The 21,896-nt window shown below is 53.9% G+C and carries 18 protein-coding genes; 6 read left to right on the plus strand and 12 right to left on the minus strand.

The annotated features are described in order from the left end of the window. Nucleotides 1–11: 11 nt before the first annotated feature. The 12 genes from Enr10x_RS11270 to Enr10x_RS11325 form a co-directional block, all read right to left on the minus strand. Nucleotides 12–1,289 carry a hypothetical protein gene (locus Enr10x_RS11270; RefSeq protein WP_145107864.1) on the minus strand — a complete coding sequence of 426 codons (1,278 nt, stop codon included), beginning with the start codon at nucleotides 1,287–1,289 and terminating at the stop codon, nucleotides 12–14. 333 nt (nucleotides 1,290–1,622) lie between these two features. After that, a complete protein-coding gene (locus Enr10x_RS11275; protein ID WP_145449098.1) occupies nucleotides 1,623–2,087 on the minus strand; it encodes a hypothetical protein in 465 nt (154 codons plus the stop codon). 49 nt (nucleotides 2,088–2,136) lie between these two features. Further along, a complete protein-coding gene (locus Enr10x_RS11280) occupies nucleotides 2,137–3,111 on the minus strand; it encodes a DUF1559 domain-containing protein (RefSeq protein WP_145107859.1) in 975 nt (324 codons plus the stop codon). Nucleotides 3,112–3,448: 337 nt separating this feature from the next. After that, on the minus strand, nucleotides 3,449–3,721 hold the full coding sequence (locus tag Enr10x_RS11285; protein WP_145107856.1) for a ribosomal protein L7/L12: 273 nt from the start codon (nucleotides 3,719–3,721) through the stop codon (nucleotides 3,449–3,451). Between the two features lie 169 nt (nucleotides 3,722–3,890). Beyond that, nucleotides 3,891–4,115: a hypothetical protein gene (locus Enr10x_RS11290; RefSeq protein ID WP_145107854.1), complete on the minus strand. Its 225-nt coding sequence runs from the start codon at nucleotides 4,113–4,115 to the stop codon at nucleotides 3,891–3,893. Nucleotides 4,116–4,565: 450 nt separating this feature from the next. Further along, nucleotides 4,566–5,879, minus strand: a complete 1,314-nt coding sequence (locus tag Enr10x_RS11295; RefSeq protein WP_261343257.1) for a putative sugar nucleotidyl transferase — start codon at nucleotides 5,877–5,879, stop codon at nucleotides 4,566–4,568. Nucleotides 5,880–6,105: 226 nt separating this feature from the next. Beyond that, nucleotides 6,106–6,948 carry a CheR family methyltransferase gene (locus Enr10x_RS11300; RefSeq protein ID WP_232093326.1) on the minus strand — a complete coding sequence of 281 codons (843 nt, stop codon included), beginning with the start codon at nucleotides 6,946–6,948 and terminating at the stop codon, nucleotides 6,106–6,108. A gap of 17 nt (nucleotides 6,949–6,965) precedes the next feature. Continuing rightward, complete coding sequence (locus tag Enr10x_RS11305) at nucleotides 6,966–8,009, minus strand: protein-glutamate methylesterase/protein-glutamine glutaminase (RefSeq protein WP_145107846.1); 1,044 nt, start codon at nucleotides 8,007–8,009, stop codon at nucleotides 6,966–6,968. Further along, nucleotides 8,006–8,374: a response regulator gene (locus Enr10x_RS11310; RefSeq protein ID WP_145107844.1), complete on the minus strand. Its 369-nt coding sequence runs from the start codon at nucleotides 8,372–8,374 to the stop codon at nucleotides 8,006–8,008. Before Enr10x_RS11310 ends, Enr10x_RS11305 begins: the two co-directional genes overlap by 4 nt. Nucleotides 8,375–8,689: 315 nt before the next feature. Continuing rightward, entirely contained in the window at nucleotides 8,690–11,227 is a 2,538-nt protein-coding gene (locus tag Enr10x_RS11315) for a methyl-accepting chemotaxis protein (RefSeq protein ID WP_145449100.1), read from the minus strand. Between the two features lie 52 nt (nucleotides 11,228–11,279). Further along, on the minus strand, nucleotides 11,280–11,750 hold the full coding sequence (locus Enr10x_RS11320; protein WP_145107839.1) for a chemotaxis protein CheW: 471 nt from the start codon (nucleotides 11,748–11,750) through the stop codon (nucleotides 11,280–11,282). Then, nucleotides 11,747–14,413, minus strand: a complete 2,667-nt coding sequence (locus tag Enr10x_RS11325) for a hybrid sensor histidine kinase/response regulator (RefSeq protein ID WP_145107837.1) — start codon at nucleotides 14,411–14,413, stop codon at nucleotides 11,747–11,749. Before Enr10x_RS11325 ends, Enr10x_RS11320 begins: the two co-directional genes overlap by 4 nt. 524 nt (nucleotides 14,414–14,937) lie before the next feature. Between Enr10x_RS11325 and gap the strand changes: the two genes are divergently transcribed. The 6 genes from gap (at nucleotide 14,938) to Enr10x_RS11355 (ending at nucleotide 21,895) form a co-directional block, all read left to right on the plus strand. Next, nucleotides 14,938–15,960 (plus strand): type I glyceraldehyde-3-phosphate dehydrogenase, encoded by a 1,023-nt coding sequence (gene gap / locus Enr10x_RS11330; RefSeq protein ID WP_145449101.1) that lies wholly within the window; start codon nucleotides 14,938–14,940, stop codon nucleotides 15,958–15,960. A 279-nt stretch (nucleotides 15,961–16,239) separates the two neighbouring features. Further along, nucleotides 16,240–16,944: a ribulose-phosphate 3-epimerase gene (gene rpe, locus Enr10x_RS11335; RefSeq protein ID WP_145449102.1), complete on the plus strand. Its 705-nt coding sequence runs from the start codon at nucleotides 16,240–16,242 to the stop codon at nucleotides 16,942–16,944. A 15-nt stretch (nucleotides 16,945–16,959) separates the two neighbouring features. Beyond that, entirely contained in the window at nucleotides 16,960–17,634 is a 675-nt protein-coding gene (locus Enr10x_RS11340; RefSeq protein ID WP_145107829.1) for a histidine phosphatase family protein, read from the plus strand. Nucleotide 17,635: 1 nt separating this feature from the next. After that, entirely contained in the window at nucleotides 17,636–18,490 is an 855-nt protein-coding gene (gene accD / locus Enr10x_RS11345; RefSeq protein ID WP_145107827.1) for an acetyl-CoA carboxylase, carboxyltransferase subunit beta, read from the plus strand. 206 nt (nucleotides 18,491–18,696) lie between these two features. Then, entirely contained in the window at nucleotides 18,697–19,839 is a 1,143-nt protein-coding gene (locus tag Enr10x_RS11350; protein ID WP_145449103.1) for a serine/threonine protein kinase, read from the plus strand. A gap of 76 nt (nucleotides 19,840–19,915) precedes the next feature. After that, nucleotides 19,916–21,895, plus strand: a complete 1,980-nt coding sequence (locus Enr10x_RS11355; protein ID WP_145449104.1) for an ATP-dependent helicase — start codon at nucleotides 19,916–19,918, stop codon at nucleotides 21,893–21,895. Nucleotide 21,896: the final 1 nt, after the last annotated feature.

Here is a 21,896-nt window from a genome sequence, read left to right on the forward strand (position 1 = left end):
ACACCGTCTGTTTATTTTCTCGCCATGACGATGTAACTGGCCGCCACGATAATCACAACGGCAAACGCAGCCAGAATCAACAGATTCCGCATCAGTGAATCTCCCTGCGTGGTTTCAGTGGTACCTGCGGCACCCGCAGCGGGAAGTTCACCCGCTCTTGCAGGCAGCGACGCGTCTTCCTGAGCCTGGACTTTCGTCTCTGCAGAAGCCTGCTCTGTTTTGGGGTCAGACTCACCTGCAGACTCCTGGTCTGACTTTGCGGAAGTCGTCGCGGCCTTCTGCTCAGCGTCTTTCGACATCTTCAGTGAGCGGGCCGCCTTCTCCCCCTGTTTCGAGAAACTGGTCAGCCCGGTCAGGGGGGGGATTTCTTTCTCTTCCTGCGTAGAAGGAATCACGAGTTTTTCCCAGTTGACCGCCATTAAGAGGTCGGTCCCGGGATTCTGATCTTTCACCTGGCAGGTGCAGGGGCCCGTGAGATCCCGGCAGGCCTGCTCGATGGTTCCCGGATTGATCCCTTTGCCAATCAGGGCATACAGCACACGTCCCCGCCCGAATACAGGGAGTGCCATCGGTTCGTCGCTGAATTCGTGGAGATCATTTTCCGTCGCGACCAGCATCCGGGTAAAATAATCTTCTGCCGCCTCGTCCCGAGACAAAGATACCACGTTGAATTTCAGTTTCAGACTCTCGGGTGCAACACTGACCAGCCCCTGTTCAATGTCGGCCTGTTCGATTTCGGGGAGCTTCAGCGTCTTTTCCATCCGCTTCAGTTCTTTGGTGAGCAGTTCCAGTCCCGCTTTGTCTTTCGCCTGATCGCCGCTTTCCAGGAAGACCCAGACCGCGGTCTGACCATTGATCAGCTGTTTCGCAATCTTCTGCCGCAGTGGGGAATCGATCAGCCGCGCCACGTTTTCTTCGGTCAGTTCTCCCGACCAGAAGCCGACGGGAACCGGAGCGGGCGGGGGAGTGCGCATCACCAGTAGAGGCAAAGTGTCTGACTGTTGTCTTTTCCAGAGCTCCAGGTCCTGCGGGGCGGGGTCATCATCCAGATCGACCAGCCTCAGTTCCACATTCGCAGCCTGACGCGTGATCTCACCCTCTTTCCCGAACAGGTCGATCACCTTCTGGTGCTGGGGTTGCAGCGGGCCACGGTGGAACACAACGGCACTGTATTTGTCAGCAGGCCAGCGTTCCAGCGCGTAACGGAATACGGGCACGGAACAGGCCCAGATGACTGTTGTCGTTAACAGGGCGCCAAGCAGAGTCACTGGTGTCAATAACCGTCTCATGCAATCACCTTTCGAGGAGGGGTCGGGTCGGGCGGGTTGCTAGCGGGAATCAATTCACTTTGATCTCACCTGGGGGGCAGATCACGTAAATTCAGTCCAGCACGTAATATGATGACAAATTGTGTGGTAAATGTGAAGAAAAGATGATTTCATTAGGAAACTTTTCTCAGAACAGGATTTCCGGCTCCAAAACAGGAGATCCGCTTGTTCACACCACTTGCTCTCTGTGATGACTGTGAACAAAAAAAGACAGGCATTCGGCGGAATACCGGAATGCCTGTCCTGGTCGATATCCAAAATAGATGCAGCCGCTGAGCCCCATGGGAAATCAGCTTACTTTTTCTTCCCGGTCAGTTTCAATTCCACCGGTTGTCCCGGCTTGACCTTCACTTTGATTTCAGAATGATCTTTGCTGGAATATTTGGCCGGTAGAGATTCAGACGCCGGTGATTCAATGGGGGGAGTATCGTCTCCTTCCGGAACCGGCGTTCCATCGGGCATCAGCCGATAGCTGACAGCGACCCGATAATCCCCCGCAGGCAGGCCTTCACCACCACGGAAGTAGACAATTTCAAATTGGCCTCCCTCTTTAGTCCGTCCCTGTCCGCCGACACCGGGAGTCCCTTCAATGGGCAGGAAGAAGACGTCGGCATTCACCAGCGGCTCTTCATTCATCATGACAATCCCGGTCACAGGCCCGAGTTCCGGCCCTTCCTCCCCGGAACCGCAGCCGACACAGAGACCACACACCAGCAGAACGACTCCCAGAGTCGACTGCCTGCACTGAAACAAACTCATGAACTACCCTCGCGCTTGCAGGTTGAAACTCAGGCTGTAATTAAAACGACTATGGCAGTTCGACTACGAAACCGTCCGAAATTGTCCCCAGTCGCTTTAAGAGAGTCAGGTCGGTGTTTTGCGAAATGAAGCGGACCGCACCGTCGCCCAGACCAAAATGAGCACCGCCGGTATGCAGGCTCCCTACCTGGCCCCAGCTGTTCAGGTTCCCCACATCGGGACGAGTCCAGCCGGTCGGGATATCCCAGACGTTGATTCCCACATCAACGTCACCACCCGTGGTGACCCAGCCACGCATCCCCCAGGCAGGGGGTTCGCCGTTGGCCACGCGTCGGGTCGTTTCACAGATCATCAGTGTGTTGGAGCTGCCATCTTTGATATCCCGCATGCGGCATCTGCTGTTTTCTCCAAACATCTTGCGGGCATTGACTGCCTGAGTCGCCCAGATGTTACAGGAAATCGTCTGATCGGCACTGAATTCATAATTGGTTTTAGCTGGCCCGGGAGCAATGGAAGTTCCATAGGGCGCCCCCGTCCCCAAGTGAGTCGTACCGTCATCCGAAGGACAGAGGAAAACATCCAGCAGTACCGTCATTTCATCGGCATTGTCAGCCGGGTTGCCAGCCAGTGGTGCATTGGCACCGCCATAGCCGCAGCAGTACCCCGTATTCTGAGCACTGTTGGCAGTCTGCTGATTGATGCGGTTATATAGCGGGGTCTGATCCAGGAAGGGCAGCAGTAAGGAAAGACCATTTTTGTTGTGAGTCGTCCGCCCCGGGGAGGCGCTCAGTGTGCACCAGCCATAGGTAATCCCGCCGGGGGGAAAGACACTGTGGGCATCATGATAGTTATGCAAAGCCAGGGCAATCTGCTTCACTTTGTTTTTGCAGCTGGCCCGCCGGGCCGCTTCACGGGCCTGTTGGACCGCCGGTAACAGCAGGGCGATCAGAATTGCGATGATCGCGATCACGACCAGCAATTCGATCAGCGTAAATCCGCGTCTCCTGGTGGGACTGAAAGACATGACATACTCCTAATAAAGAAACGATAAGAAATCATGAATTATTAAGATCCAGTCAAAACCATCCAATCCGATATTCCCGGGAAGAAGATTGAATGGAGTTCCGGAAGGTATTATCGAATAGAAGCAAAAGATCGGAAGATTGCGGGCAGAGCTGCTTAACAATCTTATTAATTGAGTATACATTCGCGCTGCTGGTGCTCAAGATGAATCAAGATTTGTTTAAGAGTTTTATAAAAAAATAAATTAACCCCTTATTAAACTTGATCTAAGTGAGCAAAACAGCGGGTGGATCGGCCTGCGCAGCGTCAATGACCGGAATCCATAAGGAGCAAGCCGCTTACAGCCAGGCAAGGCAAAACAGCAGCGTAGAAGAAAGCGCGAAGAGCAGGAGGGTGGCGCAGCCTGATTTCATGGGAATCTCATACTTTTGCATGAGCGCTTCAATCGCCTCTTTAGATTCTTTCAATCCGGAACCGGTCAGTTCCCGGTAATCCTTGATCGCCTGAATTTTATTTCCCTGTCTGAGGGATTCGACGATCTGTTCCATCGCTGCGGTACGCTGTGCGTCCTCGGCTTCCGGTTCCGGAGTATCAGTGGGGGACTCATCCATTGGTCTGCCTTTCCATAAAAAAAGAGCCTGTTGTCTTCACATGGAAAACAACAGGCTCCCTTGAGCTGTTTCCACGCATTTCCGTTCTACCATCGGAAATGCCACCGGTTCAAGCTTTTTTTAATCGAATTGTAAAACGGCCCCCCCGCCAGCGTGCCGTCGCTCGGGTTTACGAAACCAGGCAATCCGACAGCCGTGGATTCCGCTGCTTCCACTCCGCCTGCGCCTGACGCATGCAGGCTTTCGTCAGCAGACTCTTCATTTCTGTCAGTGAAACGTCCTGCAGGTCCACGTTCAGTTCCTGCAGCCGATCAATGACGGCATTCGCCAGTTCCATACTGTTAGTAACGGGGGATAAACCACTCCACAATTCTTCCATGACCTGTTCTGACATGACCCTCTTCTCCTGTTTCATTTTTATATCACTTTATGTTGTCTCATTTACTTTCTCAGCAACGACTGGTTCGTCAGTCTTTGCCGGGCTGATCTCCTGCGGATAAGCCTGATAATTGGAAGAATCGCAAGGACTGTACCAAACCAGTCCAAAAACGAAATTGACGTCGGCAGCTGACGTAAATCCCTGTCAAGTAACGCGCTCGAACTCCAAAGCGGTCTGGTAACTTTAACAACCCCGGATCGGGCCCTGTCGCGAGTGTCCTCGTTTTTGCGACATTCTTACATCAAGATGATAAGTCTTACGAAATGGCGGAATCACTCGGATTTGACTCAAGATCCCGGCCCGCCCCGATCTGGGTGCAAGACTCACTGTTAAGACAGTCCAAACGCGGTATAAGTTCGCTCGTTTGTGTGACTGTCACGCCAGGCAGCGGTTCGGTCCCGAGAATCAGCTTTCGGACTGCACCTGGGACAGGGGATCGCGGGAGGCCAGCTTCCGATCCCACCACTGAATGGCGGTGTTGCGTTCCTCGGCTGTCTCTTCCAGCAGCAGTTTCAGCAGTTTCTGCTGGGCAACGGTCAGCGTCAGCCCCCTGCGCTGCATTGAAGTCTCAGCCAGCTGCAGTTGATCAGCCAGATTCACCTGGTCGTCAATCCGTCCCAGCCAGAACCGGGAAAAGGAGGGGATGTGCTTGGGTAACAGTTCCCCGGTGGGCAGGACCATCGACATCACTCCCACCGAAGTCCCGGTATTAAACAGACTGTTGAGTCCGGTCTTGGTGTGATCGCCGATGAAGCAGCCCACCTTGACCGCCCCCGTGTCGACGGAAACACCCGCGACAGGCACTTTGACTTGCGAATAGTCATTTTTCAGATCGCTGTTACTGGTCTGCGCTCCCAGATTCACCCACGGACAGATGTAGGAATGCCCCAGAAATCCATCATGGTATTTATTGGCATACCCATGAATAATCGATTCTTCGATTTCCCCGCCCAGTCTGCAATACGGGCCCGCGCTGGTACCTGCTTTGATGTTGGCCCGAAACAGTCGCGTCCCGGGACCGATATAGGCGGGGCCCTCGATCCTGGTGAATGCCTGAACTTGTGCGTCCGCTTCAATCACAATCGGCCCCTGACGCGTATCGAATACCACAAAGGGATCGATCTCTGCCGTCTCGGCAATACGCACCAGGTCTGGAGATCCCACGATCGTCAGGCTGCGGGCATCGCCGCCTGTGGAACATGTATCTTTGGTTAATGCGAAATCTGCCAGCAGCTGTTGACGATTCTGATTCACCAGGTCCCAGGGGTAACGGAGTTCGGCTCCCTCCACGGCCACAGACTTCCGGGTCGCTGCAATCTGACAGATCGCATCATCCCAGGCTTCGGTGGTCAGCAGCACGGACTCTTCCGGTTCCAGCAGCAGCCAGGCGACGCCGTCTCCCAGCATTCCCACGCTCTCTGTGGATGCGTCAGCCAGCTGTTCCAGATCCGCGTTTGCGGGCAGCCAGCGTCCGTTGATCAGCAGGGTGGGGGCTTCGCTGAGCCAGAGTGCATCATTGATGCGAGCGGCAGGATGAGTTTCCGCATAGACCTCCGTCAACGCAGGCCGGATCAGGACACCCCATTCAGAAACGGGGAGGGAACGCAGCAGCCGTTCGCGGAGCGTGCAGGTACCACACAGCAGTTCAAACACCGGTCTCATGAGCGATACCGGTGAGAATTGCAGAGCAGAATGGTCTTCAAAAAATGCAAGCCGCATTATTGGGCACTTCCCTGTGCGAAATCAGCTGAACAGCAGGTGTGAAAAATCAAGGTTCACCTCCGATTGACCTTCTCACCCCGCACATTAATAACAGATATGCACAGGGGAGAAAAGGCATCTTACTACGGGATTGAATTGATCTTCACGGACAGGGAATCATCCGAAAAGAATATTAATTTTCTTAATATTTCAGACTTCCGGACAGGCATCCTGCCAGCCGGTCTCAGTTCACACCGGCTGACAAGGGGCTGGTTTTGGCCAGTTGATAAATGGCCGACTGACATTCAGACATTTTCGAATAGTTGTCTGAAATCCCCAGCACGGTTTCGGCAGCGCCCAGCAGTAACACACCGGACGACGACATCTGTCTGCTGATGCGATCCAGAATGTGCTTTTTCGTGTCTGGTTTAAAATAGATCAGCACATTGCGGCAGAACACAATGTCAAACATGCCCAGGTGCTGAAAATCTTCCAGCAGATTCAGGTGTTTCCACTGAATACCGGAGCCGAGCTCCGATTTGATCTGCCAGCCCTGTTCGCACTGATCGAAGTGTTTCATCAGCAGCTGCACGGGCAGTCCCCGCTGAACTTCGAACTGGGAATAGATGCCTCCCTGGGCACGGTCCAGCGCCTTGGTACAGAGATCGGTTGCGACGATCTGAATATTCCAGTTGGCCAGTTCCGGAAAATGCTCGCGGATCAGCATCACAATGCTGTAGGGTTCCTGCCCGTGTGAGCAGGCCGAACACCAGATTCGCAATCTCTGCGTTGTCTGCCGCTCGGCAATCAGACTGGGGAGGATGTTATTTTTGAGTTCATCGAACGGTCGTCGGTCACGGAAGAAAGACGACTCATTGGTAGTCATCGCTTCCATGACGTCTTTTTTCAGACTGGGGTCGATGCTCGACTGGAGCGCCAGCACGAGATCTTCGATCCCGTTCATTCCATGTGACTGAGCCAGAGGGACCAGGCGGGCTTCGAGTAAATATTCTTTATTCTCACCGAGAGAAAGACCTGTCGTATCCAGCAAAAAACTGGTAATGAAATTATAATCTTCTGGAGACACGGGAACACCACTTTCTATTAAGAACAAAGTCGCGCCAGTTCAGTGGCAATATTTCTGAGTGGCAGTACCTGGTTGGCCAGTCCTGCCTTGGCGATCGCGCCAGGCATTCCCCAGACAACACTGCTTTGTTCATCTTGTGCGATAATATAACCTTGACGTTCACTGATCGATCGGGCACCCTCAATCCCATCGTCGCCCATCCCCGTCAACATAACTGCCAGTACCGAACTGCCATACCAGTTCGCTGCAGAGTTGTATAACGGATTCACGGAAGGACGGCAGAAATGCTCGGGAGCTTCCTGATTCAGTCGAATTACCATGCGGTCATCCTGTTTATCGACCACCATGTGAAAATCACCTGGCGCGATATAGATATGACCTCGTTCAATCAAAGCACCATCCACCGCTTCGGCAGCTGGTCGACCTGTATCCCGCTGGATATGTTCCGCCAGTGTTCGGGTAAACAAAGGGGGCATATGCTGGGCAATCAGAATCGGCAGTGAGAATTTCTCGGGCAGGGCAGACAACACTGTTTTCAGAGCATTGGGTCCACCCGTACTGGATCCGATCACCAGCACCATGGGAGTCTTCGCTGGCAGCGCTGTAGTGCGTACCTGCAGATTGGTCAGACTCTGAGAGTCAGTCTGGCTGTCACGTACCAGTGCCTTGATTAACGGCAGCAGATCATGAGCCATCTGTGCGATTGCCTCAGCCGCATTCGAAGCGACCGGTTTGGCAACACATCCGGCGGCGCCAAGATCCAGAGCCTGCAGAGTGATTTCTGCACCGGCACGGGTCAGCGAACTGGCCATAATCACCGGCAAATCCGGATGGCTCTGTCTCAACTGTTTCAGACAGCTGATTCCATCCATCACCGGCATTTCCACGTCGAGGACAACCACATCCGCCTGGTTTGAATTCAACCAGGTTAATGCCGCCTGCCCATGCATCGCGGAACCGACAACACTGATCTGATCATCGAGATTGATAGCCTGCGTCATCAATCCTCGAATCACAGCCGAGTCATCGACCAGCAGTACTTTGATTAACGACCGGCTCACAAAACACCTGTCTCTTCAAGTTTGTCACGGACGATGTCTTCAGTGAACGGTTTCATGATGTACTCGTTGGCACCAGCCTGCATCGCCTGCACAATGCGGGGCATGTCGTTTTCCGTCGTGCACATCACCACGATGGGCTGTTTAGCACGGTCTTCTGCACGCAACGCGGTCAGAAATTCCATCCCATCCATAATCGGCATGTTCCAGTCCAGTAAAATCACATCCAGTTCCGGATTCGCTCGAACGACTTCCAGAGCCTGTTTGCCATCTTCTGCTTCCAGAACCTCCAGACCAAACGTTCCCATCATCCGGCGACCTACAAGTCGCACAGCACGGGAATCGTCTACAAGTAATACCGTTTTCATTATCACCGGTCTCCCAGTATCTTAGTTATCGTTTGATCAATTGCCGCGCCACATAACTGCTGTATCTGATACAAGCCAATCCTGTGGTCGGGCGGCAGTTTCAACTGTCTCTCGAAGTCTAGGACACGTTTTTGCCCCAGTTCTGATCAAAGTCTAAATTCCTCATAAATAGGCAAGGTTCAGTGTTTTACCTGACCCTCACTCACTCCATTAAAGAAAAAAACCGTCAGATCTGGCTTTTGTAAATATACATTGGCTCAGACTGACGGTTGATTTCATTGAACCGCATCACGCGCCCCGTCAGGGCCGGGATGACTAGATCGAACGCATCCGCTTCAGGAAGCTGGCGGCTGCTTCGTCCAGTTTGACAGACTCCTGGGTCAGCCCCTGAGCTGCGGCCAGCATGTCGTTGGCTGCGGTACCACTCTCGCTGGCTGCCTGGGAGACCCCCGAAATGTTGTTGGTCACTTCGGCGGTTCCGCGAGCTGCCTCAGCCACGTTGCGGGAAATTTCATTGGTGGCTGCCGTCTGTTCTTCGACTGCACTGGCAATCGTAGTGGAAATTTCGTTGATCTTACGAATGCTTTCCCCGATTGAACCGATGGCTGTCACGGCGATATTGGTCGATCCCTGAATGGCACCGATCTTCTCGCTGATCTCTTCCGTGGCACGGGCGGTCTGGCGGGCCAGTTCTTTCACTTCGTTGGCAACCACGGCAAAACCTTTGCCAGCTTCGCCGGCCCGGGCCGCTTCAATGGTCGCGTTCAACGCCAGCAGGTTCGTCTGCTGTGCAATCGAAGTAATCACTTTCACCACCTGACCGATCTCGCTGCTGGCATCACCCAGCTCTTTGATGGTCTCATTCGTGCGATCGGCTTCTCCCACAGCCTGGGAAGTCATGTGAGACTGTTCCTGCACGTGGCGGGCAATTTCACTGATGGAAGCGCTCAACTCTTCTGCAGCGGAGGAGACGGTCTCCACGTTGCGTGTCGCTTCTTCACTGGCAGCTGCCACGACCTGAGACTGGCGGGCGGTTTCATCTGCCATGTCAGACAGGCTCTTGGAACTGGCCTGCATTTCCGTCGCGGAAGAGGTCACTACATTGACGATGCCCTGAATTTCGCTTTCGAAATCATCAGCCAGTTTCACCTGGTCGGTGATCAGCGACCAGCTGACCATCGGACCGATGTAGTTACCTTGTTTGTCTGTGATCGCAGTCGCCAGCAGATCCAGTGTTTCTTCACCGACTTTGATTTTCGCCCGGTGTGGCATGTTGGAAGGATCGGACAGCAGACGTCGCTGCATTTCCGGATTTTTATGGAAAATATCGATGCTCTGCCCGACCAGCTGATCGACCGGCTTAGGCAACAGATGCTCGATCGCTTTGAGCTGCTTGTAAGAAGCAGGGTTCATATAAACCATCTCAAAGTCCCGGTTGGCGAGCAGCACGTTGATCGGAATATTGTCCATCATGTTCTGGACCCGCACCATATCCTCTTCAGCCAGCTTCTTCTCGGTGATATCAGTCGCATATTTGACGACTTTGACCAGTTTTCCGGATTTGTTTTTGATCGGGTTGTAAGATGCCGCAATCCAGATCTCTTTGCCACCTTTTCCAACACGCTTGTATTCAGAGATCTGATTCACACCGGCATTCAGATTTTTCCAGAATTCATGATATTCTGTGCTGTTCTGGTACTCACTGTCCACGAAAATACGGTGATGTTTTCCCCGGATTTCATCCAGCGAGTATCCCACAGTCTTACAGAAATTGTCATTGGCAGTGATAATCGTGCCGTCCATTTTGAATTCAATCACTGCCTGGGCATCGCTGATGGCCCCCAGCTGACCGGCAAAATCGCAATTCTGCTCTTCCAGCTTGATAGTTTCCGTTACGTCTTCCCAGGTCATCACGGTGCCGACATTTTCGCCGGACTCTCCGTTGGCAGCACTCAGGCTGATTTCCACATTCCGGTCCCCGATGGAAGCCGTAATCGTCTGCTCTCCCACCAGACCGGAGATGGCGGTCTGCAGCTCAGGAATCCGGGCTCCCAGCTGATTGATATTGCCTCCCACTACCTGCTGTGGAGTCAGTCCCAGGTCACCGCTGAGCTGGCTCAGCAGTTCCTGGCCCTTGCGGTTCACATAGGTCAGCTCTCCCTGAGGGCTGACGAACAGGGTGGCTTGCGGACTGAATTCCACAATCCCGTAAAACTGATCGAGGTTCTGCGACCGTTCAGTAGCCGCGCTCTGTCCTGTGTTCTGTACTGAATCAATCGACATATCACTCTTCTCCTTTGGATGGTTGATCTGCTCTTCAGATCGAATAGACTGTTCGGTTTGTGGTTCGGTTAATGTCTCTGAAGCCAGGGCAGGTTCCACAGCGGATTCCGCCTCTTCAAAGTCGGCTCCCGTTGAGCCCGTGGCTGCCGCCGATTGAAGTTGCTTTGCGCGACTGGAGTCTTTAGCTCCTTCAATCATCAGATTCGCAACGGCTGCCAGTGCCTGATTCCAGGCTTCTTCCAGTTCCTCGGTCCAGTGTTCGCCGGCAAATTCCGCCAGCACACTCAACAAAGTCTGTGTAACGGGAGGATAATCTTCCTCCTGGACCCCCATCTCATCATGTTCTTTTCCCAGCTGATGCAGCACTTTGGTCAGAGCCGGAGGGTTTTCCAGCGACTTCATGACCAGCACCAGGGCCTGAATCAGCTTGCCCCGCTGCTCTGAAAAATCGGTATGTGTGAAATACCGCAGCAGGTCGGGATAATCTTCGAATAACTTCTCATAAAACCGTTCCGCCAGCTGGTCGGCACGGGGTGCCACCAGCTCGAACGATTCGCGAAGTGCAGTCACATTTAGATCCACGATTTGGCCCTTTTAATATTCGCCGGGAACAGAACAGAATTCAGTCAAAATTCAGGATTGTCTCGACATCCAGGATGACAAACAGACCCTCATCCAGCTGAAACACACCAATCGTGACCGAACGCCAGTGCGGATCCAGTGTCCGAGGAACCGGCTCCATTGAGCGTCCGGAAACATTAATCACGTCTCCTACTTCATCCACCAGCAGGCTGAAAGACTCTCCGCCCAGCCGGGTAACGACATTCATGGACTCTTCGTCATCCAGGTCGGGCAGTCCCAGCCGTTTTCTCAGGCTGACTGCGGTCACAATCTGCCCCCGCAGGTTCAACAGACCTTTGATTTCCGGACGGGCCAGGGGAGTCGGAGAGATGACCTGCTCGGTCAGTACTTCCTGGACCATATTCACGGGGATTCCCAGCAACTGGCCATCCACGCGAAACGAGACATACTGACTCGAGTAATCTAACTGCGACTCCATGCCGCTGGTTGAATCAGTCGCTGTAATGCTCATGCATTGACTCCTGCGTTTTGTTTCGTACGGGCAAAATGCTCATCCAGACAGGAAATGAGTTCTTGAGAGTTGAATTTGACCAGGAACCGGTCAAAACCGGCTTCCGTGGCCCGGGACTGATCTGCAGAGTTGTTGGAAGAGGTCATCGCCAGCACGCAGGCATCCTGCATGTTCGGCTGTTCTTTCACCCATTCGCAGAACTCAAAGCCATCCATCATCGGCAGATCGAGATCGGTAACAACCGCCTGGTAACGGGAATCACGTTCCAGCAGTTCCACCGCTGCCACACAACTGTCACAGGTCACTACCGAATAACCTTCCGTCTCCAGTGCCGTTGCGACCAGCTGACGGAAGAACATGGAATCATCCACCACCAGCACCCGGAAAGACTTCTTGTCTTCCACCTTGTTAAACCAGTTGGGAGTGGACCGCATGACATAATACTGGGTGTCGATCACATCGATCGCATTCTTGCCGATGATCGCCGTCCCCAGGATACCGGGACGGTCAGACTGCATCCGGATCACCAGTTGCTCATCGATAATGTCTTTGATCTCATTAACCATCAGGCCCATCGAACGGCTGTTTTCCGAGAAGACGACCACAGGTTGTGGATCGATGGCTTCTCCGCCGCCATAGCCGGCCCCTTCGACAGAGAGCAGTGGCAGCAGATTGTCACGGTACTGCACCACTTTGCGGCCGCCGTTGAGCTCGATGCTTTCCAGCGGGAACTCTTCCAGGCGTGCCACCAGCGAAAGCGGCACAGCCATGGTTTCGTTCTCGCCGACACCGAACAGCAGCATACTGATCGTATCCTGTCCCGATCCGGTCGTCGTTTCTTCGGCGACTGTCTGAGGATGCGAGGAACTGCCGCCACACTGATTGAAAATGCCTCCAACATCGAGGATCATCACCACCCGGCCATCGCCCAGGATCGTGGTTCCCTGATAGAGTCCAATGTTTTTCAGCAGTCGGCCCACCGGTTTCACAACGATCTCTTCCGTATCAAAGATCCGTGACACGATCAGTCCAAACTGATCCTCGCCGACCTGCACGACCACGATATTGGTATCGTGCATGTCGTCGTCATCTTCGGGCAGGCTTTCTTCGAGCTGCAGGACTTCATTTAAGTGGACTAATGGCAGCAGGCGGTCCCGCAGGCGGAACACTTTCTTATCATGAATGGTTTCGATCTTCGCGCGATCTTCGGCAGAGAGCCGAACCAGCTCAACAACTCCCAGTTGGGGAATGGCAAACGGCTGCCCGCCACTCTCCAGTACCAGGGCAGAGACGATCGCGAGGGTCAACGGAATTTTGATCCGAACCGTGGTCCCTTTACCCATGCGGGAATTCAGATCGACCGTACCACCGATTTTTTCAATCTGGGTGCGTACCACATCCATTCCCACGCCGCGACCGGAGATCGAACTGACCTGTTCCGCCGTCGAAAAGCCCGGCTGGAAAATCATGGAAAAGACATGACTGTCGGTCATGGTGTCTGCATCGGATTCGTTGATCAGCCCCTGGGCGATCGCCTTTTTCAGCACGCGTTCGCGGCTGATGCCAGCGCCGTCGTCCTGAATTTCAATGATCACATGACCGCCTTCGTGATACGCATTCAGGTGAATGGTCCCCGATTCCGGCTTGCCGTTGGCTTTGCGGATCTCTGGCGATTCAATCCCGTGGTCGGCCGAGTTGCGGACCATGTGAGTCAACGGATCTTTGATCGCGTCCAGCACGGTCCGGTCCAATTCGGTTTCCGCCCCTGTCATCACCAGCTCGATCTGTTTATGAGTCACCTGCGACAGGTCGCGGACCAGGCGGGGCAGCTTGTTCCAGGCGTTCCCGATCGGCTGCATGCGGGTTTTCATCACCCCTTCCTGCAGGTCGGTTGTCACGCGGTTCAAGTGGGTAATCGGAGCAGCATACTTGGATTCTTCATCCCCTCGCGCGAGCTGCAGCAGCTGGTTTCTCGTCAGCACCAGTTCTCCCACCAGATTCATCAGGCTGTCTACGACATTGACATTCACCCGGATGGAAAGATCGGCCACACTCACTTTCTTAGCTGCCTCTTCTGTATTCGCTTCCGCTGCTACTTCGGGAGCGGGCAGGGACTCCGGAGACTTTGTATCCTGGTCCGGTACCTCAGCCACGGGTGGACTGGCCGTTTCAGGTTCGCTCTGGGTGTCTTCAGCCGGAGGAGCAGTTTCTGCCACAGGTTCGCTGGTCGTGGCGGGCTCCGGTTCAGACACGGGTGCTGCAGGTGCTTCTTCAGCCGGGGCTGTTGCCAGATTGGCCAGATCATCCAGCATCCCTGTCAGTGTGGAATGATCGGTTTTTGGTTCTTCGCCCGTAGCTTCCAGACCCTGCAACAGCTCTTTGATGCTGTCGACCGCTTCCAGAACCAGAGAAATCGCCCCGGGGGAGACTTCCAGCATGCGTTCCCGCATTTTGCCCAGCACATTCTCGGCCGAATGCGCCACGGCTCCCAGATTGGTCAGCCCCAGAAAACCACAGGTTCCCTTGATTGTATGAATCGTCCGAAAAATGCTGGCAATCAGCTCCGCATTCTGGGGATCCTTTTCCAACTCGACGATTTCGGAATCCAGCTGACCTAAATTTTCCCAGCTTTCTGCCAAAAACTCCTGCAGAATATCGTCCATCAGCCCGTCCTGGTGTTTGGGGAACGCATTGGTTTGATTGTTTTTAAGACCTGGCGGGAAGAGTTAAGTCACTATCGGAAAGGGTCTTATCAACATCCGTTGATACATGGTCTGTCGATATATTCCCTCTAATGGTAAACATTCTCCCCCCAAGCACTATCGTCATTTTTGCTGGAGCCCCTTGAGGACGTGTCATCCAGACTTCAGGAAGGGAGGGGAATACTTGTCCGGATTTCCCCTCTCAACACTTTCATGAACACTGGATGTTCACCCATTTGAGATACTTTCGTTGCGAAGTACCTCCGGGGGTTTGGGCACAGATTTCAATACTTAACAATGTTGAATTAATAAGAACTCAAACGAGTTGCTGCGTTCGGTTGTGTGGCTGTGCACAGACCATTACAATCCACCGCGAATTCGAGTGACAACGTACGCGCAACGAGATCCTCGCGGAATTGTCTTCCAGCGGATCTGCCGTCAACAAATAAAGATACAATTTCATTCAGATGTAAGGAGTGAGTCCTGTGGCTGCTGTAAAGGTAGGTATTAACGGTTTTGGACGCATTGGTCGTATCACATTCAGAGCACTGGCTGCCCGGCCCGATGAATTTGAAGTCGTTGCCATCAACGACCTGGGAGATCCTCAGAAACTGGCATGGCTGTTGAAATATGACAGTGTACAGGGTCGTTTCCCCGGCACCGTTGAAGCAGAAGGCAACAACCTGATCGTCAACGGAAAAACAGTCCGGGTCTGTGCAGAACGCGATCCCCGCAATCTGCCCTGGAAAGAACTCGGAGTCGAAGTGGCTCTGGAATCCACCGGTTTCTTCACCAAACGTGAAGCGGACGGTAACCCCGGTTACGACAGCCACATCACTGCCGGTGCTCGTAAAGTAGTGATTTCCGCTCCTGCTAAAGACACTCCGGACATGACCGTGGTCTTTGGCGTCAACGATGACCAGCTGACTTCCGAGCACAACTGCGTTTCCAACGCCAGCTGTACCACGAACTGCCTGGCTCCCATGGCCAAAGTTATTCACGAAAACTTCGGCATTGAGCACGGTCTGATGACCACAGTGCACGCTTACACCAACGACCAGCGTGTCTCTGACCAGCTGCACGCTGACCCGCTGCGGGCCCGTGCTGCTGCTGTGAACATCATCCCGACCACCACCGGTGCTGCCAAAGCCGTCGGCCTGGTCCTCCCCGACCTGAACGGCAAGCTGACCGGTCTCAGTCTGCGTGTTCCGGTTCCCGCCGGTTCCATCACCGACCTGGTCGTGACTCTCAGCAAAGACGCTTCTGCTGATGACGTCAACGCTGCGATGAAAGCGGCTGCAGAAGGCCCGCTGAAAGGCATCCTGCAGTACAACACCGACCCGATCGTCTCCAGCGATATCATCGGAAATACGCACAGCTCTATCTTTGACGCCACCTGGACCACCCAGATCGGCGGAAATATGATCAAAGTTCTGAGCTGGTACGACAATGAATATGGTTACTCAAACCGGACGGCTGACATGATCGCCCGTCTGGCACAACTCTAATCTATAAAAGACCTTAAAGGTAATGGAATAGAGACGTATGCACGAACACAGCCGAGATGGTTTTCATCTCGGCTGTTTTTCCAGAGCGACAGACAGATACACGTGAACACACATTTTTCACTTTCGACTAGACGTTGCTCCCTAAGATCGTCAAAATGACCCGCTTATAACGAAAAGCGGTTACTCCTTTCATCAGACACTCAAGAACATCAAACTCTTGATGCGGACAATTCAGAGCTCTTGCTTTTGGCTTTGAGTTGTATATTATTCCTGAATTCTATGATTGACTCAAATACCAAACACAAACTGTTATCAGATGCTCCGGTAATTGCTCCCTCGATGCTGAAGTGTGACTTCGGAAACCTCCACAGAGAAGTCGAGCTGCTGGATGCCACGCAGGCCCCCGTACTCCACTGGGATGTGATGGATGGGCACTTTGTCCCCAATCTCTCCTATGGTGCCATGCTCATTGAGCGGGTCAGACCATTAACGGATGCGTTTTTTGACGCCCATTTAATGATCAGCAATCCGGAACAGTATGTTGATGACTATATCAAGGCTGGCTGTGATTCGATCACCGTTCACATTGAAGCACTGCCGGAGCCACAAGGTCTGCTGGACCACCTCAACCAGGCCGGTGTTCTGCCCGGACTGGCGGTCAGCCCTCAAACCCCGCTGGAGAAGATCGAACCGTATCTGGACTCCTGCGGACTGGTGCTGGTCATGAGTGTGGAGCCCGGTTTTGGAGGCCAGTCCTTCATCAAGACCAGCCCCGAGAAAATCAGACAACTGAAATCGATGATCTCTGCAGATACGATCCTCTCCGTAGATGGGGGGATCGATACGAGCACGATCGGTGAAGCGGCTCAGGCGGGAGCAAATTACTTTGTTGTCGGAAGCGCCATCTTCAGCCAGTCCGATTATTCAAATGCTGTCAGCGAACTGGCCCGGATTGCCAGGGACCAGACAGCTTCCCTAAAATAAAAGAGATTCAAAACCATGCCAACTGTGGTACTCATACGTCCTGGTTGTACTGACTTTGATAAAGACGAGCGAATTCAAGGCACACTGGACCTCCCCCTGAATGCAGAGGGGGAAGAGCAGGTCCGTAAACTGCTGCCCGAGCTCGAAAGTGCGGGCATCGAAACCATTATCACCTCCTCTTCAGAGCCGGCTTTATCCACAGCTGAACAACTGGGTGAAAATCTGGGAGTGCCTGTCAAAGAAAAAGAAGGCCTGCGGAACCTCGACCAGGGGCTCTGGCAGGGCCTGGAGTACGAAGAAGTCCGCCGCAAGTATCCCAAGCTGCTCAAACAGTGGGCGGAATCCCCTGAAACGGTCTGCCCCCCCGAAGGAGAGCTGGCATCGGAAGCTGTCAACCGGGTGCAGAAAACGCTGCAGAAATACCTGAAGAAGAAACAGAATTTCGCGATCGTTGCTTCGGAACCGCTGGCAACCATCATTTCCTGCCTCTTGCGGAATCAACAGAAAGAGAAAATTTCTTTTGAGCATGCAGGACGCTTCTGTCACAATGAAAAGTTGGAAATTCTCGAGTCACCCCCTAAAAAAAGTGATTCAAAACAGGTAAATTTTGACGATCAATCAGATAAGAGGGATTCCCAACAGGGTCAAAGCAGCCATGCGGAAAAGTGGCGCTACGAGGAGGCTAAGTAATATGAGTTCTGCTCCCAAGTCAAACATCGATTCAAAGCTCAGCCCAGCTGCCCGCCCCAAACGGGGGGTGCCGGAAGGACTCTGGCAACGCTGCCCCGCCTGTAATGCCACGGTATTCTGCAAACAGGTCGATCAGGGGCTGGGCCTCTGCCCGGAATGCGATCATCATTTCCCGATCTCGGCACACACCCGGATCCAGCAGCTGCTCGACCCGGACAGCTTTGAAGAATGGTACCCCGATATCACCGCTGGCGACCCGCTGGAATTTGCAGACAAGAACAAAACCTACAAAGAACGCCTGGTCCTGGAACAGAAAAAAACCGGCATGAAGGACGCCTGCATCGTCGGGAAAGGCTATATGCGTGGTCGACCGCTCGTCATCGGCATTACCGACTCCTCCTTCATCATGGGCAGTATGGGGTCGGTTGTGGGTGAAAAGCTCACCCGCGCCATCGAACAGGCCACGGAGTTAAAACTCCCCCTGATCATTATCAGTGGTTCCGGCGGCGGCGCCCGTATGCACGAGGGAATTTTCTCACTGATGCAGATGGGGAAAGTCTCAGCAGCCCTGGGACGCTATCACGAAAAAGGAGGCCTGTTCATTTCGGTTCTGACCAACCCCACCATGGGGGGCGTGGCAGCCAGTTTCGCCTCGCTGGGGGACATTGTGGTGGCAGAGCCTAAGGCGCTGGTCGGTTTCGCCGGGCCGCGCGTGGTCGAAGCCACTATCAAAAGTTCGCTGCCCGAAGGCTTCCAGACCAGTGAGTTCCTCCTCGAGCACGGATTTATCGACCGGATCATTTCACGTCCCAAACTGCGTTCAGAACTGGCACGACTGATTGACTACTGCGTCTGACTTCCCCAGAGCAACTGATCACCACTCGCTGCAGCAGAAATGGAGCGAGCACAGCAGTTGACTCTGATCAGATTTGGTCCCTTTCCGGCGGACCGCTTTGCGTCTCGTCAGGCTGGCAACTATACTAATGCTGTTGGGCCGGTTATTTTCTTCTGAGCCCGGGATGAAACCTGGTCCTGAATTCACTCTCTGCCCCTGGTGAATACATGAACTTTTTAAAGCGTCTCTTCTCCAAAGAACCACGTATTCCCCGCGTGAATATCAAACAACGTTTTGAACTCATCGGGCGCGTCGGTCAGGGAAGCATGTCCAAGGTCTGGCGGGCCCGCGATTACACGACCGGCAGAGTCGTCTCCCTCAAAATTCTGGACAAAGTCAAAACCGAGGAACTGGAAGCCCGCTTTATCGGCCTCGAGAAACCCAAAGAAGGCGAAATCGCAGTCCAGTTCAATCACCCCCATATCGTCAAAACATACGAGCACGGCTTGACCACCGATCAGGAACAGTACCTCGTCATGGAGTTTATCGAAGGCTACAACCTCAGCTTTCTGGTAGATGCCCAGAACGAGGACATGAAAACCAACTGCCTCAGATACATCATCCAGCTGGGAGAGGCCATCCAGTATTTTCACGATGAAGGCTGGATCCACCGGGACATCTGCCCGCGTAACATCATGGTGAATAACGACCACGAACTGAAGCTGATCGACTTTGGCCTGGTCGTTCCCAATACGCCTCCGTTCCTTCAGCCCGGGAATCGCACAGGTACAGCAGCCTACATGGCCCCTGAGCTAATCAAACGGCAGAAGACCAGTCAGAAAATTGACATCTTCTCCTATGCGGTCACCTGTTACGAAATGCTCACCAGACGGCTTCCCTGGAAAGCAGCGGAAACGATGGAAGCGGTCTTACAGCATATTAATTCACCGCCGGAACACATTCAGAACCTGCTTCCCGACCTGGACCCGCGCATTGGCGATACCATCATGAAAGGACTGGAGCTCTACCCGCAGGATCGCTGGCAGACGGTCAACGACATGCTCGAACCGCTGAAACAGGCTTTTAAGGACCAGCAGCGTTCCGCCCCCCGAAAAACTTCGGAGGCACAACAGACCACAGCCGATCCGGCGCGCCGTAAACCGCAGCCCGACAGTAAACAGGCGCGACCGAAAGTCCGCAAGAAAAAAAAGCCAGGCACGAGCAGACAACCGGGGGAATCCAAACCGGAGTCGACCGAAACCGGGCAGGCTTCCGCTGAAAAGTCGCGCAGCGCTTCGCGCAAACCGGAACGTCCCGTTCAGAAAAAAACTCCCAGGCCCAGGCCTGAAAAAACAGATGACAGCCACTGAAGGAACACCTTTACCGGTTCTCTCTTCAATACAGACGCCCGTAACAGTTTTAAACATCGATAGTTGATCCAGTTTTATGTCCCTGTCTTCGACCTCCCATTCTTCCAGTCATCTCTCCGCTCTCAATCCCGCACAGCGTGAAGCAGCCTCCACCATTTCCGGCCCGCTGCTGGTCCTGGCAGGCGCCGGCACCGGTAAAACCCGCGTGATCACCTATCGCATGGTCGAACTGATCCGACAGGGGGTCCCCCCCGACAAAATCCTTTCGGTCACCTTCACCAACAAGGCAGCGAAGGAAATGCAGGAGCGGATGAGCGCACTGCTGGGGAAACGCCTGCCTGCCAAACCCTTTATTTCCACATTCCACTCGCTCTGTGTCCGGATCCTCCGCGAAGAAATCACTGCACTGGGCTATCCGCAGAAGTTCGTCATTTACGATCGTGGCGATCAGGAATCCGCGGCCCGGGCAGCCCTCCGCGAAATCCGCGTCAACGACAAAAGCCTGCGTCCCGGAGATCTGCTGAATCGGATCAGTAACTGGAAAATGGCCAACGTCTCTCCGGAGATGGCCACCAACTACACCGAAAACGATTTTGACTTCCTGGCCGCCATGGCTTATCGCAAGTATCAGACCAAACTGCGTTCCAGTGGCGCCGTCGACTTTGACGACCTGCTGATGCTGACCAACGATCTCTTTGATCAGTTTCCCGAAGTCCTCGCCAAGGTCCAGAGTAAGTTCGACTTTGTGCAGATCGACGAATACCAGGATACGAACCTCTCGCAGTTCAACCTGATCCGCGCCCTGGTCAAGCCCCATCTGAACCTCTGCGTTGTAGGGGATGACGACCAGTCCATTTACGGCTGGCGCGGGGCGGAAGTCCGCCACATTCTGGGATTCCAGCAGCAGTTTCCCGGCGCCAAAGTCGTCCGCCTGGAAAGCAACTACCGCTGTACCGACAAAATTATCGACCTGGCCAATCGCCTCGTCCAGCACAACCGGGATCGACATAAGAAACAGCTCGTCGCCCATAAAAAAATGGGCGCTCCGGTCCGCTTCCTCGAACTGGCTGATGAATTGACCGAGGCGGAAAAAATCATTGGCGAAATTCGCTACCTGCACGAGACACAGGATATTCCCCTGCGAGATTTTGCCATCCTGTTCCGCACCAACGAACAGCCCCGCGTTTTCGAAACGGAACTCCGCCGAACCAACGTCCGCTATCAGCTGATCGGCAGCCAGTCTTTTTTCGATCGTCGCGAAATCCGCGACCTGCTGGCCTATCTGAAAACGCTGGCCTTTCCACACGATGAACTCTCCATGCTGCGGATCATCAATACGCCCACCCGGGGCATTGGCAGCGGTACGGTCGAAAAACTGGTCAACCAGGCCGTCAAAGCCGGCCATCACTTCTGGGACATGGTCGATTCCGCGCGCGAAGCCAATGAGTTGACGCCGCGTGCCAGCACCGCCCTGAACAGTTTTCACCAGCTGATTCGTCGCTACCGGGCACGCCTTGAACAGCATCCCCGGGAACTGGCCCGGATCATGCAGGATCTGATTCAGGAAATTGATTACGCCTCGGAAATCAGAAAACAGTATAAGACCTCCGAGCAGCAGCAGGCCCGACTGGTCGTCCTGGAACAGTTCATTGAATCGATCAATGAATACTGCCAGAGAAGCAGCGATCCGAGCCCGATTGGTTTTCTGGAAGAAACGGCCCTGGGAGACCGTGACGATCTGAATGAAAAGGAAGATCAGCTCGCTCAGGATGCCGTAAAACTGATGACCCTGCACAGCGCCAAGGGACTCGAATTCCCCCGCGTCTACCTGGTCGGCATGGAAGAGGGCCTTCTGCCGCACAAACGGTCGGTCGAGGGGACGGACGCGGAAATTGCGGAAGAGCGACGCATCGCCTACGTCGGCATTACCCGGGCCCAGGATTACCTGACGCTCAGCCGCGCCGCCACCCGGACCAAGTGGGGCAAAAAACAGCCGACCCTGCCATCCCGCTTTCTGTTTGAAATGCGGAGTACCGGTGAGGAGGACGACGAGTGAC

The sequence above is a fragment of the Gimesia panareensis genome (assembly GCF_007748155.1).
Classification (GTDB): Bacteria; Planctomycetota; Planctomycetia; order Planctomycetales; family Planctomycetaceae; genus Gimesia; species Gimesia panareensis.